The sequence below is a fragment of the Mesorhizobium sp. M0954 genome (assembly GCF_040319155.1).
Taxonomy (GTDB): domain Bacteria; phylum Pseudomonadota; class Alphaproteobacteria; order Rhizobiales; family Rhizobiaceae; genus Mesorhizobium.
In genome coordinates this window covers 18,441-33,982 of the sequence record NZ_JAMYNR010000013.1, presented here as the reverse complement: position 1 = coordinate 33,982, position 15,542 = coordinate 18,441, and the positions used below count along the sequence as shown (strand labels likewise).

15 protein-coding genes are annotated in these 15,542 nt (G+C 62.3%); 11 read left to right on the top strand and 4 right to left on the bottom strand.

The window, feature by feature from the left end; genetic code table 11:
• Positions 1-2 precede the first annotated feature (2 nt).
• Entirely contained in the window at positions 3-905 is a 903-nt protein-coding gene (locus NKH93_RS18880; RefSeq protein ID WP_352820510.1) for a LysR substrate-binding domain-containing protein, read from the bottom strand.
• A 92-nt stretch (positions 906-997) separates the two neighbouring features.
• On the opposite strand from NKH93_RS18880, the gene NKH93_RS18875 reads away from it, so the two are divergent.
• The 6 genes from NKH93_RS18875 (at position 998) to NKH93_RS18850 (ending at position 7,478) form a co-directional block, all read left to right on the top strand.
• The gene (locus NKH93_RS18875) at positions 998-2,548 is read left to right on the top strand and encodes a trimethylamine methyltransferase family protein (protein ID WP_352971351.1); all 1,551 of its coding nucleotides are present in this window, start codon (positions 998-1,000) and stop codon (positions 2,546-2,548) included.
• Positions 2,549-2,589: 41 nt separating this feature from the next.
• Positions 2,590-4,239: an ABC transporter substrate-binding protein gene (locus tag NKH93_RS18870; RefSeq protein WP_352971349.1), complete on the top strand. Its 1,650-nt coding sequence runs from the start codon at positions 2,590-2,592 to the stop codon at positions 4,237-4,239.
• A gap of 105 nt (positions 4,240-4,344) precedes the next feature.
• Positions 4,345-4,824, top strand: coding sequence for a DUF3828 domain-containing protein (locus NKH93_RS18865; protein ID WP_352820512.1), 480 nt, complete (start codon positions 4,345-4,347; stop codon positions 4,822-4,824).
• A gap of 4 nt (positions 4,825-4,828) precedes the next feature.
• Positions 4,829-5,386: a hypothetical protein gene (locus NKH93_RS18860; protein ID WP_352820513.1), complete on the top strand. Its 558-nt coding sequence runs from the start codon at positions 4,829-4,831 to the stop codon at positions 5,384-5,386.
• Between the two features lie 11 nt (positions 5,387-5,397).
• On the top strand, positions 5,398-6,582 hold the full coding sequence (locus tag NKH93_RS18855) for a mandelate racemase/muconate lactonizing enzyme family protein (RefSeq protein WP_352820514.1): 1,185 nt from the start codon (positions 5,398-5,400) through the stop codon (positions 6,580-6,582).
• Between the two features lie 209 nt (positions 6,583-6,791).
• On the top strand, positions 6,792-7,478 hold the full coding sequence (locus tag NKH93_RS18850) for an alpha/beta hydrolase (RefSeq protein ID WP_352971347.1): 687 nt from the start codon (positions 6,792-6,794) through the stop codon (positions 7,476-7,478).
• A 14-nt stretch (positions 7,479-7,492) separates the two neighbouring features.
• Here NKH93_RS18850 and queF read toward each other — a convergent pair whose 3' ends face one another.
• Entirely contained in the window at positions 7,493-7,954 is a 462-nt protein-coding gene (gene queF, locus NKH93_RS18845) for a preQ(1) synthase (protein ID WP_023674394.1), read from the bottom strand.
• A 113-nt stretch (positions 7,955-8,067) separates the two neighbouring features.
• Here queF and NKH93_RS18840 point away from each other — a divergent pair, with 113 nt between their 5' ends.
• The gene (locus NKH93_RS18840; RefSeq protein WP_352473628.1) at positions 8,068-10,113 is read left to right on the top strand and encodes an oxidoreductase; all 2,046 of its coding nucleotides are present in this window, start codon (positions 8,068-8,070) and stop codon (positions 10,111-10,113) included.
• 140 nt (positions 10,114-10,253) lie between these two features.
• On the opposite strand, the gene NKH93_RS18835 is transcribed toward NKH93_RS18840, so the two are convergent.
• Positions 10,254-10,661 carry a hypothetical protein gene (locus NKH93_RS18835; protein ID WP_023674396.1) on the bottom strand — a complete coding sequence of 136 codons (408 nt, stop codon included), beginning with the start codon at positions 10,659-10,661 and terminating at the stop codon, positions 10,254-10,256.
• A gap of 117 nt (positions 10,662-10,778) precedes the next feature.
• Between NKH93_RS18835 and NKH93_RS18830 the strand changes: the two genes are divergently transcribed.
• The 3 genes from NKH93_RS18830 to NKH93_RS18820 all read left to right on the top strand — a co-directional run bounded on the left by NKH93_RS18830 (position 10,779) and on the right by NKH93_RS18820 (position 11,981).
• Positions 10,779-11,204: a MarR family winged helix-turn-helix transcriptional regulator gene (locus tag NKH93_RS18830; RefSeq protein WP_352542347.1), complete on the top strand. Its 426-nt coding sequence runs from the start codon at positions 10,779-10,781 to the stop codon at positions 11,202-11,204.
• Positions 11,205-11,283: 79 nt separating this feature from the next.
• Positions 11,284-11,526, top strand: a complete 243-nt coding sequence (locus tag NKH93_RS18825) for a type II toxin-antitoxin system Phd/YefM family antitoxin (protein ID WP_352473667.1) — start codon at positions 11,284-11,286, stop codon at positions 11,524-11,526.
• A 17-nt stretch (positions 11,527-11,543) separates the two neighbouring features.
• Positions 11,544-11,981 (top strand): type II toxin-antitoxin system VapC family toxin, encoded by a 438-nt coding sequence (locus tag NKH93_RS18820; RefSeq protein ID WP_352473630.1) that lies wholly within the window; start codon positions 11,544-11,546, stop codon positions 11,979-11,981.
• A gap of 11 nt (positions 11,982-11,992) precedes the next feature.
• On the opposite strand, the gene NKH93_RS18815 is transcribed toward NKH93_RS18820, so the two are convergent.
• On the bottom strand, positions 11,993-14,065 hold the full coding sequence (locus tag NKH93_RS18815; RefSeq protein ID WP_352971345.1) for a putative bifunctional diguanylate cyclase/phosphodiesterase: 2,073 nt from the start codon (positions 14,063-14,065) through the stop codon (positions 11,993-11,995).
• 265 nt (positions 14,066-14,330) lie between these two features.
• On the opposite strand from NKH93_RS18815, the gene NKH93_RS18810 reads away from it, so the two are divergent.
• On the top strand, positions 14,331-15,518 hold the full coding sequence (locus NKH93_RS18810; RefSeq protein ID WP_352774953.1) for a glycine C-acetyltransferase: 1,188 nt from the start codon (positions 14,331-14,333) through the stop codon (positions 15,516-15,518).
• Positions 15,519-15,542 lie beyond the last annotated feature (24 nt).

Genomic DNA, 15,542 nt, shown 5'->3' with positions numbered 1-15,542 from the left:
CCTCACGCCTGCGCCGCCAGCCAGTCCCGCACCTTGCGGGCGTTGTCGCTGAGTTCGCGGTTCTTCGACCAGATGACATGAAAGCCCTTGCCGGTCGTCATCGCGTGGCCGGTGACGCGCACCAGCAGCCCTGATGCCAGCAGCCGCTCGGCGAGGTGACCCCAGCCGAGCGCGATGCCTTGCCCTTCCATGACTGCCTGGATCACCAGCGCATAGTCGTTGATGCGCAAGCCGCGCCCGGCATCGGCGATGTCGACACCGGCCGAGGCGAACCATTCGTCCCAGCTCGCGGCCTCGCGAAACGGCTCTTCGAGATGGATGAGGCGGTGCGATTGAAGGTCCGCGACACCCTCCGGCAGCCCGAACCGTGCCACATAACTAACACCGGCAACGGGGAATATCACCTCATCGGCCAGCGGCAGCGAATGATAATCCGGCCATTCCCTGGGCTCGCCGCCGCGGACGCCGAGCGGGATGTCTTCGGCGATGATGTCGAGATCGCGGTCGGCGGTCTGGATGCGCAGGTCGATGCCCGGCAATTCGTCGCGAAACTGCTGCAGGCGCGGCATCATCCAGAACGAGGCAAAGGCGGTCGAGGCGGCGAGTGTCACATGCGCGCCGACCGCGATCTGGCGCAGATCCTCCGCCGACTTGCGAATGTGCGACAGCCCGAGCGAGACGTCGGCATGGAAGCGGTCGCCAGCCTCGGTCAGGCTGACTTGCCGGTGGCGGCGCTGGAAGAGTTTGGCGCCGAGCTGCTCTTCGAGCCCACGGATCGCATAGGAGACGGCAGCCTGCGTCATGCCGAGCTCGCGCCCGGCGGCGGTAAAGCTCGACAGCCTCCCGGCAGCCTCGAAAACGATCAGGCTGCCGGCCGACGGCAGCAGGTGGCGCAAGCTTCGCATAAGCTGAGCTTATACAAGAGATCAGGATTTTCCAGCGTCACAGCCGCATTTTGTCTGGCTAGATTGGTCACCAACAGGAATATGGAGCCTTCATGAACGCACCGGCCGTTGAAGTGAGCGAACACACCAACCGCCGCAGCGGCGGCCGCCTGGGGCGCAAGGCGCTGCGGGGCGCACCCATAGCGTCGTTTCCAACCCTGGTCCGTCAGATTCCCGTCTATCAGATGGTCCCGGACGAGGCGGTTGAGCTGATCCACCAGGAGTCACTCTCCATCCTCGAAGAAGTCGGGTGCGAGTTCCGCGACGACGAGGCGATCGCAATGTGGAAGGCGGCGGGCGCCGATGTCTCGGAGACAAGGGTCCGGATCGACCGCGCCCTGCTGATGGAGCTCATCTCGAAGGTCCCGTCGGAGTTCACGCTCAATGCGAGGAATCCCCAGCGTTCCGTACGTGTGGGTGGAAACAACTCCATCTTCGTGCCGATGTACGGAGCGCCTTACGTGCGCGACCTCGACAACAACCGGCGCTACGGCACACTCGCCGACCTCAACAATTTCCACAGGCTCGCCTACATGGCGCCGGCGCTGCACTCGTCGAGCTCGATCATCTGCGAGCCGATGGAAATCGCGGTGCCGAAACGTCATCTCCACATCATCCATTCGGCGCTGAAGCACTCCGACAAGCCGTTCATGGGCATCGTGACCTCCAGGGATCGAGCCGAAGACACGATGGCGATGGCAGGCATCGTGTTCGGCGAGGACTATGTCCGCGACAACCCGGTCCTGGTGTCGATCACCAACTGCAATTCGCCGCTGGTGTGGGACGCCACCATGCTGGACGCGATGAAAGTCTATGCGCGCCACAACCAGCCGCTGATCCTCGCCCCCTTCGCCCTTTGCGGCGCCTCGACTTCGGCCTCTGCCGTCGGTGCGGTCGCGCAGGTCAATGCCGAAGCGCTGGCGGGCGTCGCGTTCACACAGCTCCTGCGTCCGGGTTCGCCGCAGATCTACGGACAGTTCATGGTGACGGTCGACATGAAGACCGGCGCTCCCATGGGCGGCACGCCGGAGGCGGCCCAGATGATGTATCTCATGGGCGCGCTGGCGCGGAAGTATCGTCTGCCGTGGCGCACGTCAGGTTTCCACGTCGGCTCGAAGCTGAACGACGCCCAGGCGGGCTACGAGGCGAACATGCTGATGCATGCCGCCATCCTTGCCGGCGCCAACTACATCTGGCACTCCGCCGGTTGGCTCGAGGCCGGCCTGACCTGCGGCTATTCGAAATTTGCCACCGACTGCGAGCAGCTTGTCGGCTGGTACAAATATGCTGGCGGGCTGCCATTCGACGATTTCAAGGAGGCGATGGCGGCTATCCGCGAGGTCGGACCGCAGGGCCATTTCCTCGGCACCCAGCACACGCTTGAACATTTCGAGTCCGCCTTCTTCATACCGAGCATCATGGACTTCAATTCGTTCGAACAGTGGAAGGCGGAAGGAGCAAAGGACCACGACACCCGCGGCCGCGAGAAAGCGCGCAACATGCTCGCCGATTATGAGGAGCCGAAGCTCGATGAGGGCATCGCCGAGGGTCTCAAAGATTTGATTGCGCGGCGCGAGGAGAAACTGCCGGACAGCGTTAGTTGATCACGGGCGAAGACCCGATGCGAACCATAAGGGAGGAAAAAATGACACTCTTCAGAAGCAACGCCGATCGCGTACCGAGCGCCATCGAAGCAATGGCCAGCGAGGCGCGCGCCGGTCGCGTCGACCGGCGGGAGTTTCTGGCCCTGGCAAGCGCCTTCGGCGCATCGACGGCCCTTGCCTACGGCATGATTGGACTTGCCGTGCCGGAGCGGGCTTTGGCTGAAGAGCCGAAGAAAGGCGGAACGCTGCACGTTTCGATGTCGGTGAAGGCGCAAAAGGACACGCGCACCTACGACTGGGTGGAACTTGCGAACATTTCACGCTGCTGGCTCGAGCCGCTTGTCCGCTACACCCGCCAGTTCACATTCGAGCCGGTTCTGCTCGAAGGCTGGGAGGTCAACGACGACGCCACCGAATACGTGCTGCATGTGCGCAAGGGCATCGCCTGGAACAACGGCGATGCTTTCAACGCCGATGACGTGGCCTACAATCTGACGCGCTGGTGCGAGAAGGCTGCCGCCGGCAATTCGATGGCCGCGCGCGTCGGTGCGCTGATCGATGCAAAGACCGGCAAGGCCAGGGAAGGGGCGATCACCAAGGTCGACGACAACACGGTGAAGCTGAAGCTGAACGAACCGGACATCTCGCTGATCCCGAACTTCACCGACTATCCGGCGCTGGTGGTCCATCGCAACTTCGACGCCGACGGCGCCAATCCGATTGAGAAGCCGATTGGCACCGGGCCGTTCGAACTGGTGTCTTATGCGGTCGGCCAGAAAGCGGTCGTCAAGCGTCGTGAGAATGGCAAATGGTGGGGCGGTGAAGCGCTTCTCGACGGCGTCGAATTCATCGACTACGGAACCGATTTCAACGCCTCGATAAATGCATTCGACTCCGGCGAAATCGACCTCAACTTCGAGACGCCGGCCGACTTCATAGACATCCTCGACAAGATGGGGCTGGTCAAATCGGAGGTCGCGACAGCGACCACGCTCGTCGCCCGGACCAACATCACGAACAAGCCCTATGACGACAAGCGGGTTCGCAACGCCCTCCAGATGGCCGTCGACAACAAAGCGGTGCTCGAACTTGGCTACGCCGGGCGAGGCACTGTTGGTGAAAACCACCACGTCAGCCCGATTCATCCGGAATACTACGCGCTGCCCAAGAAGACACGCGACGCCGCGGGCGCCAGGAAGCTTATGGCCGATGCCGGGCAGGACGACTTCGAGCATGAACTGATCACCGTCGAGGACGATTGGCAAAAGAACACCGGCGACGCTATTGCCGGCCAGTTGCGCGATGCCGGGATCAAGGTGAAGCGCACCGTGCTGCCGGGGTCGACCTTCTGGAACGACTGGACGAAATACCCCTATTCGATGACCATCTGGTACATGCGCCCGCTTGGCGTACAGGTGTTGGCGCTCGGCTATCGCACCGGCGAGGCCTGGAACGAAACCGGCTACTCGAACCCTGATTTCGACGCCAAGCTCAAGCAGGCTCTTTCGCTCATCGACGTGGAAAAGCGCCGCGAGGTCATGAAGGACATCGAGCAGATCCTGCAGGATTCGGGCGTCATCATTCAGCCGTTTTGGCAGAAGCTGTTCAGCCACATGAATGAGAAGGTGAAGAACTACGGTGTCCACCAAACCTTCGAGATGGATCTCCAGGATGTCTGGCTGAACGCCTGAGTTGCCAGCAGACGAGACGTTGCAGGATTTCATGGACCGCAAGAAAGCCGACGGGCAAGATGCGTGGTACTGATAGCTTCCGTCAGTGAACAATCGGGGACACCCATGAAACTGCCACTTTTTGTTGCCGCGCTTTCGATGGCCGTGCCGGCGGCCGCGTTTGCCGGCCCTGCTGCCAACGCCGTGAAGTTCTTTTATGTCCCGTCGGTCAAGTTCGAGGCCGATGCGCAATATCGCGACCGCTTCACCGAACCGGTGACGAAACTGTTCGAACTGAACGACAATGCGGCAAAGAACCATCCGGATGAAGTTCCCTGCATCGACTTCGCCCCTGGTCTCGATGCGCAGGACTATGACGAGAAGACCGTGGCCAAGACGCTGACGCTGGCCGAAACGCTGGATGGCGACAGCGCCGAGGTGACGGCGACGTTCAACCTTTTTCCGGAAGGCGATGGTTCCAAACGCGAAATGGTCTGGTCGTTGAAGAAGATCGACGGCCAGTGGAAGGTCGCCGACATTACCTCGAAGACCAGCGGCTGGACCCTGAGTGCGCTCGAATGCCTGGCCGGGCAGTCGCCGGAGTGATGCCGTGCTTCGCTGCCGTCCCTGGATTTTGGCGACTGCGTGCCTGCTGGCCGGATTGAGCAGCGCCGCCGCTCAGGACCTGTTCGGCGCGCCGCCCGCAAACGCGCCGGCCGACAGTGCGGCACCTCCGCCGGCAGTTTCGCCGCCGGCAGAAAACGCGCCGGCCGCAGCCGTGCAGCCGGGCTCGCCGACCGCGGTGGTGAAGCCGTTCTACGAGCATGCCGGGCTCGAGGTCGATCCGGCTCAGCGGGGCCATTTCACCGACCCGGCAAAGTCGGTGCTGGACAAGAGCGACGCGCTGCGGAAGTCGGGGCAGGGCGAGTGCCTCGATCCCAACATGGCGCTCGACAATTCCGAATACGACAAGGCGGAGATCGACAAGAGCCTGAAGACCATCGAAGCGATCAAGGGCGACGAGGCCAAGGTCGTCGTCGCTTTTGTCGTCGCCGGCAATCCGCACCGGCTGGAATGGAAGTTCAAAAAGATCGATGGCGACTGGAAGATATCGGACCTGCTCTCGGTGACCGGCGAATGGGCGCTAAGCCAATACCAGTGTGAGTGAGAACGGAACCGATGAAGATCACCAACATCCGCGTCACCCACGTCAACGTCCCGCTCGATGCTCCGTTCTGGTGGACGGCTGGTCTCTACGGCGGCGCCTCGAAATCGATCATCGAGGTCGAGACGGACGAAGGCGTGGTCGGACTGGGCGAGGCGCCATGGTGGCATTTCGGCGAGGTGATCAAGGCCGAGATCGCGCCGGCGCTGATTGGCGCCGATCCCCTCGACATCGCCGACTGCGAGGCGCGCTGCGTGCCGCCCTGGCAGATTACCGCCAACACCGGCGAGAATGCAGCCACGGTGGCGTTCGGCGCCGTCGAACTGGCGCTGTGGGATATAAGAGGCAAGGTCTTCGGCATGCCGCTCTACAAGCTGCTCGGCGGCGCGGTGCGCAAGGACATTCCGTTTTCGGAATATTTCGCCTTTCGCCCCGCTCACGGCGGAGCCGGCGGCGAGATGACCGCCGAAGCGATCGTCGACTACTGTCTCGGCATGCGAGAACAGCACGGCTCGACGATTTTCGAGGGCAAGCTGATCATGGGCGATCCCGAGCACGAGATCAGGACAGTGCGCATGCTGCGCGAGGCGCTTGGCGATAAAGCGCAGATCAAACTCGATTCCAACATGCAGTGGTCGCTGACCACAGCGCGCTGGGTGCTGCGCGAGATCGAGCCGTTCAACATCCGCAACTACGAGGATCCGGTCGCGACCTTCGAGGAGATGGCTGCGCTGCGCCAGCATTCGCGCATTCCGTTCTCGACGCACATCCCGGATCTCAGACGGGCAGTCGCGCTCGGTGCGCCGGATTACTTCGTCTGCAATTTCGCAGCACTCGGCGGATTGTCGAAAACTCTGAAATTCATCGCCGCCTGTGAGGCGATGGGCAAGGGGTTCTGGTGCTATTCGAACGATCTCGGCATCATGACATCGGCTTATCTGCACGTCGTGGCGGCGACACCGTGGATCACCGAGGCGTCGCAGTCGTTGTTTCGCTGGCAGATCGGCGATGTCATCAAGGACGGTCCTTTCCGCCAGACGGGCAATACGGTGCGCGTGCCGGAGGGTGACGGGCTGGGCGTCGAACTCGATCCGGCGGCAATGAAACGCTGGTCAGCGCACTTTGCCGAACACGGGCCGATGCACCATTTCAGCGACCCGAACAGCCCCAGCCGCTACCGGCGGCTGCCGCTCAACTGATGCGAAGTGCACGTGACCGATCGATGAGAAGAGGTCCTGTCGTGGTTGCTTTATTCGCGGCGGTTTGCGTCCTGGCCTGCGCTGTCACCTGGGAGGCAGGTAGCCACGCGGTGGCCCGCGTCCCTCAGCAAAGCTTCACGCTGCCTGTGGGGTTACCGGTGGAGCGCATCGTTCTGAAGCGGGAGGGCGCGCCCGACCTTGCCGGTTGGGTGGCGGATCGGCAGGACAGTTGCGGAACAATCGTGCTGTTACACGGACGTGGTTCAAACAAGCTGGCCATGGTTCCACGAGCGAAGCTGCTTTTCGAAAGCGGCTACTCGATCGTGCTGTTCGATCTGTCGGGACATGGCGAAAGCGGCGGCGATATCAGAGGCTTTGGTTACATCGAACGGCAGGACGCCAGCCGCATCCTCGCCTTTGCCCGGCAACGCTTCGCCGGTCGCAAGGTGGCGGCCATCGGCTCGTCGCTCGGTGCGGCTGCTTTTGTATTTGGCGCTCAGCAGGAGCATGCCGACGCCTATGTCCTGGAGCAGCTCTACGCGACTTTGCTGGAAACCACGGCGTTGCGAGCGCCCTTGCCTATGTTGCGCGACGTACAGGCGACCATCCTCTTGGCGCAGATGCAGCTCCGCCTTGGCTTCGGGGTAGATGATGTCAGGCCGGTCGATCGCATCGGCGCGATTGATCGGCCGATTTTGCTGCTAGCAGGCAATTCGGATCCGTTTGTCGCTCGCAGCCAGACACTGGCGTTGAAAGATGCGGCAGGCGCTGACGCAAAGCTGGTCTGGTTCGACGGCGCGCGGCATGTTGATCTCTATCGCTATGACCAACAGCGGTACCGCGACGCGGTGATGCCTTTCCTGGAGACCAACCTGTGCCGGACCGGGATCAGGTGAGCCGCTCCGTCCGATCAGCCGCGCCCGCGATAGGGGGCGACGCCGGTGTCGGGCAGCCACACACCTTCCGGCGGCGCGCCGGTTTGCCAGAACACGTCGATCGGAATGCCGCCGCGCGGATACCAGTAGCCGCCGATGCGCAACCACAATGGCTTGGTCGCGGCGATGATGCGGCGGCCGATCATGACGGTGCATTCTTCGTGGAAGGCGCCATGGTTGCGAAACGAGGTCATGAACAGCTTGAGCGACTTCGATTCCACCAGCAGCGCATCGGGTGCGTAGTCGATGACGATATGGGCGAAGTCCGGCTGGCCGGTGACCGGGCAGAGCGAAGTGAATTCCGGGCAGGTGAAGCGAACGATGGCCGGCGGGCCGTCGCCGCGCGAAAACGGCACGGTTTCCAGGACTGCCGCTTCAGGGCTCTGTGGCGCCTCGACGTTGGTGCCGAGCTGGGTGAGGTTTTTCGTATCGGTCATGAGCAGGTTCCTTGCTGCATGTCGCCCAAAACTGCGCAGCGATTTTGGGACAGCGACATGCGTAAAAACAAAATTTGCCGCTCATTAGCACAATTTGAAACAGCAGGAAGACGATGACCAGCAACGACCCGCTTCTCCAGCCCTATCAGCTCAAGCATCTGATGCTGAAGAACCGGGTGATGTCGACCAGCCATGAGCCGGCCTATTCCGAGGACGGCATGCCGAAGGAACGCTACCGGCTCTACCATGCCGAAAAGGCCAAGGGCGGCATGGCGCTGACCATGACCGCCGGTTCGGCGATCGTCTCGCGCGACAGCCCGGCCGCTTTTGGCAATCTGCATGTCTATGACGACCGCATCGTGCCGTGGCTCGCCGAGCTTACCGATGCCTGCCACGAGCACGATTGCAAGGTGATGATACAGATCACCCATCTCGGCCGCCGCACCGGTTGGAACAAGGCCGACTGGCTGCCCGTGCTGTCGGCTTCGCCGGTGCGCGAACCGGCCCATCGCGCCTTTCCCAAGACTATCGAGGACTGGGATATCGAGCGCATCGTAGCCGACTATGCGGCGGCCGCGCAGCGCTGCCAGGCTGCCGGCCTCGACGGCATCGAGTTCGAAGCCTACGGCCATCTGATGGACGGTTTCTGGTCGCCGGCCACCAACCAGCGCGACGACGATTTCGGCGGCTCGCTCGACAACCGGCTGCGCTTCACCGGAATGGTGCTCGACGCGGTGCGTGCCGCGGTCGGCGAAAAGTTCGTCGTCGGCATCCGCATGGTCGCCGACGAGGATTTCGAGAAAGGCCTGTCGAAACAGGAGGGCGTCGAAATCGCCAGGCGGCTGGCCGGCTCCGGCAAGGTCGATTTCCTCAACATCATCCGTGGCTCGATCGAGACCGATGCGGCGCTGACCAAGGTCATCCCGGTGACCGGCATGCGGTCGTCGCCGCATCTCGACTTTGCCGGCGAGATCAGGGCAGCGACGAAATTCCCGACCTTCCATGCGGCGCGGATTTCCGACGTCGCCACCGCGCGTCACGCCATCGCCACCGGCAAGCTGGACATGGTCGGCATGACGCGCGCCCACATTGCCGACCCGCATATCGTCAAAAAAGTGATGGAGGGCCGCGAGCACGAGATCCGCCCTTGCGTCGGCGCCACCTATTGCCTCGACCGCATCTATGAGGGCGGCGAGGCGCTGTGCATCCACAATGCGGCGACGGGCCGCGAGGCTGATATCCCCCATATTATTCCGAAAACCGAGGGACCGAAGCGGAAGGTGGTCGTCGTCGGTGCCGGCGCCGGCGGGCTGGAGGCGGCGCGCGTCGCCGCCGAGCGCGGGCACCAGGTGACGGTGCTGGAAGCATCGAGCCAGGCCGGCGGCCAGGTGCGGCTGGCAACGCAAAACCCGCGCCGCAAGGAATTGATCGGCATCATCGACTGGCGCCTGGCCGAACTCGACCGGCTGGGCGTCGAGATCCGCTACGACAAATGGGCGGAGACGGACGACGTGCTGGCGCTGTCGCCGGACGTGGTGGTGGTCGCCACCGGCGGCCTGCCGCAGAACCCGCCTCTGACGGCGGGCGACGATCTCGTCACCTCGAGCTGGGACATCATGGCCGGCAGCGTCAAGCCGGCCGAGAACGTGCTGCTCTATGACGACAATGGCGGCCATCAGGGCATGGGTGCCGCCGAACTGATCGCCAATAGCGGCGCCAGGCTGGAGCTGGTTTCACCAGAGCGCTTCTTCGCCCCGGAAATGGGCGGCATGAATCATGTGCCCTACATGCGCGCCTTCCAGGAAAAGGGTGTCACGGTGACCATCAACACACGGCTACGTTCTGTGCGGCGTGAAGGCAACCAGCTGATCGCCGAGCTCGCCTCCGACTTCGCCGATGGCTGGCGCGGCGAGCGGCGGGTCGACCAGGTGGTGGTCGAGCACGGCACGCTGCCGCTCGACGATCTCTACCTGGCGCTGAAGCCGCTGTCGAAGAACGCCGGCGCGATCGATTACGAAAAACTGATCAATGGCGGCGACATCTTTCCTGCGCGCAATCCGCAAGGCGGTTTCGTCGTCTTTCGCATCGGCGACGCGGTAGCTTCACGCAATATCCACGCTGCGATCTATGACGGCATCAGGTTCGGCTTGCGAATCTGAGGAATATTTTGGATTGATTGGTGGCGCGCAGCCGAACCTCCGTACGGAGAGCCACCACGGTACGTCGGTCCGGTCTGCGCGCCGCGCACGCCGCCGGCCATCGCCGGGCACCGTACGATCTTGCGATTGCGGCAGGACGTTCAAAACATCCTGGCGGTGGCCATGCAGAACACGGTGATGACCAGCAGGCCGCCGGCGATGCGTTCGCCCTTTGTCATCTTGGCGCGCAACTGGGTTTGCTTCGCCGCATCAGCGCCGGCCAACTGCCTGCTGGCGGAACCCACCAGCGCGCCCTGAACCCCGGCGGCGATTAACGCCGTCAAGATGCCGAGCGCCAAGACCTTCTCCATCGAGCCGAAAGAGCCGTTGTGGAAGAAATACCACAGCAGCAAGCCGGTGAGGAAAACCACGCCGGCTGCGCCCATTTGCGGCCGGAAGAAACGTTCCGCCCTGATCTCCGGTTCGCGCGCAACCGCGATAGTGGTGCCGGCCCAGAACACACCCGCCATGACGTGAAGGCCGAGGACGATGATGTAGACATATTGCATGACCGCATTTCCTCTCTTGCCCACCGTCAGGCATATTGATAGATATCAAATGATTAGATGTCAACGCATAAGCTCGAGCCGGTTCCATAGGCTTTGCCCTTGTTCTAGTGTCGGATCATGACGCCCTTTGACCGCCCGCCGATCGGGATGAATCTCGCGCGCACCGCCAAGCTGGTTGCGCAGGCTTTCGACGCTGCCTTGGTCGAGGCAGGCGGCACGCTGCCGGTCTGGGTCACGTTGCTGTCGGTCAAGTCGCGGGAGCTGGCCAATCAACGCGAGCTCGCCGGCATGATCGGCATCCGGGGCGCAACGCTGACCCACCACCTCAACGCTATGGAGACGCAAGGCCTGCTGATGCGCCGCCGCGATCCCGAGAACCGCCGGGTTCACCAGGTGGAGCTGACCCAAGCCGGAGAAGCGCTGTTCCTGAAATTGCGCACCGCCGCGTTAGCCTTCGACAAGCGGCTGCGGAAAGGACTGTCCGACGACAGGCTGGCAGAGTTTGCACAGGTGCTGGCCGCGTTGCGGGCCAATGTCAGTTGATACCGATTGGACCGCAACCCTTGTTCCAAGCCGTCTGCAATGTTATATGACCATGGTAGTCATATGCGAGGGTGGCAACATGCGCGAAATTCAGTTGAAAGACGCCAAGGCGACGCTTTCGGCAGTCGTCGATCAGGCAGTTGCAGGAGAGCCTGCCATTATCACACGCCACGGTCGGAAGCAGGCCGTCATCCTGTCGTTCGAAGATTATCAGCGGCTGTCTCGGGTGCCGAGCTTCGGGCGGCTGCTGGCGGCTTTTCCCGGGGACAAGGACGACATTCCGCCTCGTTCCCGTAAGCCGGCTCGCAAGGTTGCGTTGTAGCGCGGCGACCAGCCCTGATGTTTCTGCTGGACACCAACATCATCTCGGCAATGGCTCCAGCCAGGAAGGTTGATCGGGCGGCGCTGATGGCATGGCTCGATATGGCGAGCGAATACCTGTTCCTATCCGTTGTGACTGCGTCCGAAATCGCGGCGGGGATAGCGAAGGCGGAGCGCGACGGCGCGACCACAAAGGCCGCGCTGCTACGCGACTGGTGGCAGGCAGTCGAGCACCTTTACGGGGCAAGGATTCTGCCCTTCGATTTGCGAGCCGCGCATGCCGCGGGTTCTATTCTTGATCGCGCAAGGGCTCATCGGCCGGGATTTGAAGATATAGCGATTGCTGCTACGGCCGAGGTTCACGGCCTGGTGATACTGACGGATAACGAGCGTCATTTCGCACCACTTGGGGTGCCGATGCTCAATCCGCTGAGAAACCTGCCGCCATTGCAGTAGTTCCGACTTTCCTACGCCCGGCAGCCCTGCAGCACTGTCAGCCTGGCCTTCTTGGGCGTTCGCGCCACCAGCCATTCGCGCACGCTGTCCGGCGGCATCGGGAAAGCGATGGAATAGCCTTGCACCTGGTCGCAGCCGATCGCCATCAGCGAGTCGAGCTCGGCTTCGGTTTCGGCGCCCTCGGCGACGATCGAGATGCCGAGACCGCGGGCGAGCTCGGTGAGGGCACGCACGATCTTGGTGTTGCCGCTGTTCTCGTTGATGTTCTGGACGAAACGGCGGTCGATCTTCAGCCGATCGATCTCGTTTGGATTGACATGGCTGAGCGATGCGTAGCCGGTGCCAAAATCATCGAGCTCGAGATGGATACCGGCGGCGCGAATGTGCCGCAGCTTTGCCGCGATACCGGTCTTCTCATCGTCGAGGATGACGGATTCGACGATCTCCAGCGACAGTTTGTGCGCTGGCAGGCCAGCCCTCTCCAGCATGTCGAACAGGAAGACTTCGAAATCTGTCTCGCGCAGCTCCGAGCCGGATACATTGACGGCGATCCGTCCGAAGGCGATGCCTGCGCGGTTCCATTCGGCTGCTTCGTCGATCGCCTTGGCGATGACGATGCGGCCGATCTCGGGCATGAGACCGCATTTTTCCGCGATCGGAATGAACTCGCCCGGCGCGATCATGCCGCGCTCGGCATGTCTCCAGCGAACCAGAGCCTCGATGCCGCTGATGGCGCCGTCCGACAGCGAGACTTGCGGCTGGAAATAGACTTCGAACGCCTTCTCCGAGATAGCGGTCCTGATATCGAGCTCGAGCTGCTTGCGATAATCGAGTTCGTGCCTCAGCTCCTCGGAGAAGAACGACAAGCTGCCGCCGCCCTGCTTCTTGGCGGAATACAGCGCCAGATCGGCATGGACGAGCAGATCCTGCGCATTGTCGGCGTCGACAGGGTAGACCGCAATCCCGGCACTTACGCCCGGATGGATTGTCGTTCCCCGGAAAATGATCGGCTCATTGAGTTTGGCCAGCATGCGCCTGGCGACGATATCGATGTCCTCGGTGCTGCCGGCGTCGTTGAGGACCACAACGAATTCGTCGCCGCCGAGACGCACGTTGAGATCCGACGTACGGCACGAATCACGCATGCGCTGCGCAGCCGCCACCAGCACATAATCGCCGGCGGCGTGGCCGAACGTGTCGTTGATCTGCTTGAACCGGTCGAGATCGAACTGCACCACGGCAACCCGTTCACGCCGTCGCTGCGCAGCATTGATCAGCGTATCGAAATGCTCGGTCAAGAAGGTGCGGTTGTGCAGGCCGGTCAGCCCGTCATGCACGGCGATAAAGGCCATGGAATTGCGCGCATCGACCAGCTCGCGCGTCCGGCGCAGGATGGCATTCGACATTGGCCTGAAAATGAAAAGCGCCACCAGCACGATAACGCCGATGGTCGAGTAGAACAATGTGCGGTTAAGATCGAGAAGTGTTTCGGATCGCTGGTCTGCAAAGGCACTGATGCGCTGGCCAAGTGCGGCATAGCCCGACAATGTTGCGTTGGCAACGGAAGCGTTCAGGTTGACGCGCTCCTCTCCGCCTTTGTAGCCACCATTGCCGGCCATGTTGAGCCGCGATTCGAATGACGAGATCAGGCGTTCGCCGTTGGCGATAAGCCCGACCGAGAAATAGTCGAGATGGTACGGCTTGGCGAAAAGTACGCTCTCGATCGATCTCGGATCGAACCTTGCCGGCGACGCCGGATCGGCGGCGGTCCGTTCGAGCAGCAGATCGTAGTTCTCCTCGAACTCCACCGTCGCTTGCTTGAGCGCGCTAACCAGGGCCGGCTGCTGGTCGCGTGAGGCGGTACCGGTGGCGCCGGCAAGGAAGACGATGCGCTGCGATAGGGCTTTTTGTGTGCTGACCACATCGAGCAGTGCCTGGTTGTGCTGCTGGGCCGCCATCATCTGCTGCAGCAGGATGAAGGAGGCCACGACCATGGCGGCGATGATCAGCAGAGCCAGCCAGTAGCCGGATTTGATCAGGAGTATGAGCCTGCCCGAAACGGCGTGCACCGGCTGCTGTGACATTTTCTGAGGCGGCCCTCTCGCCAACGAATTCTTGTGCGACAACCTTTGGCTTCAAAGTGTTAACAGGTTTGGGACGGCAGCATGCCGGCGGCGGCGACCGTGGCGAGAAACCCGCAAAGTGGTTATTGCAATCTTTCGCGGCGCCTCCGCATTTGAACATCGTGGCCTCTGCCGTGCCATTGCCGCCACCGAAGCGGTCGCTTTTGCGATGGATTTTTCGTCCGCGCGGCGCGACAGTCCTCATCGATCTCAACAGGGCCTGATCATGACCGAAGCATTCCTTTCCCACATCGACAGCGAGCTTGAAGGACTGAAATCGGCCGGCCTTTACAAATCCGAACGGGTGATAACCTCGACCCAATCGGCCGAGATCGAGGTCGGCGGCGAGAAGGTGCTGAATTTCTGCGCCAACAATTATCTCGGCCTCGCCGACAGCGCCGAACTGCGCGAGGCGGCCAAGCAGGCGCTCGACCGGTACGGCTACGGCATGGCATCGGTGCGCTTCATCTGCGGCACGCAGGAAGAACACAAGCAGCTCGAGGCGACCATTTCTGACTTCCTCGGCATGGAGGACACCATCCTCTACGGCTCCTGCTTCGACGCCAATGGCGGCCTGTTCGAGACGCTGCTCGGCGAGGAGGATGCGGTCATCTCCGATGCGCTGAACCACGCCTCGATCATCGACGGGGTACGGCTGTCGAAGGCAAAGCGCTTCCGCTACGCCAACAACGACATGGCCGATCTGGAAGCGCGGTTGAAAGAGGCGCGCGACTGTCGGTTCCGGCTGATCGCCACCGACGGCGTGTTCTCGATGGATGGCATCATCGCCAATCTGAAAGGCGTCTGCGACCTCGCCGACAAATACGATGCGATGGTCATGGTCGACGACAGCCATGCTGTTGGCTTCGTCGGCAGGAACGGCCGTGGCTCGGCCGAACATTGCGGCGTCGAGGGCAGGGTGGACATCATCACCGGTACGCTGGGCAAGGCATTGGGTGGCGCGTCCGGCGGCTACACGTCGGGCAGGAAGCAGGTGGTCGACTGGCTGCGCCAGCGCTCGCGCCCCTATCTGTTTTCCAACACGCTGATGCCGGCGATCGCTGGCGCTTCGATCCGGGTTTTCGAGATGATCCGCAATGGCGATGCGTTGCGCCAGCGCCTATATGCCAATGCGGCGCGGTTTCGCTCCGAGATGGGCAAGCTCGGTTTTACTCTGGCCGGCGCCGACCATCCGATCATCCCGGTGATGCTGGGCGACGCGACGCTGGCGCAGGAAGTGGCGGCGCGGATGCTGAAGCGCGGCATCTATGTCATCGGCTTCTCGTTCCCGGTGGTGCCGAAGGGCCAGGCGCGCATCCGCACGCAGATGTCGGCCGCCCATTCCGGCGCCGACATCGAACGCGCGGTTGGGGCGTTCGCCGCAGTCGGTCGCGAACTCGGCGTGATTTCCTGAGCGGCCGGATCAAGAGATTCAAGC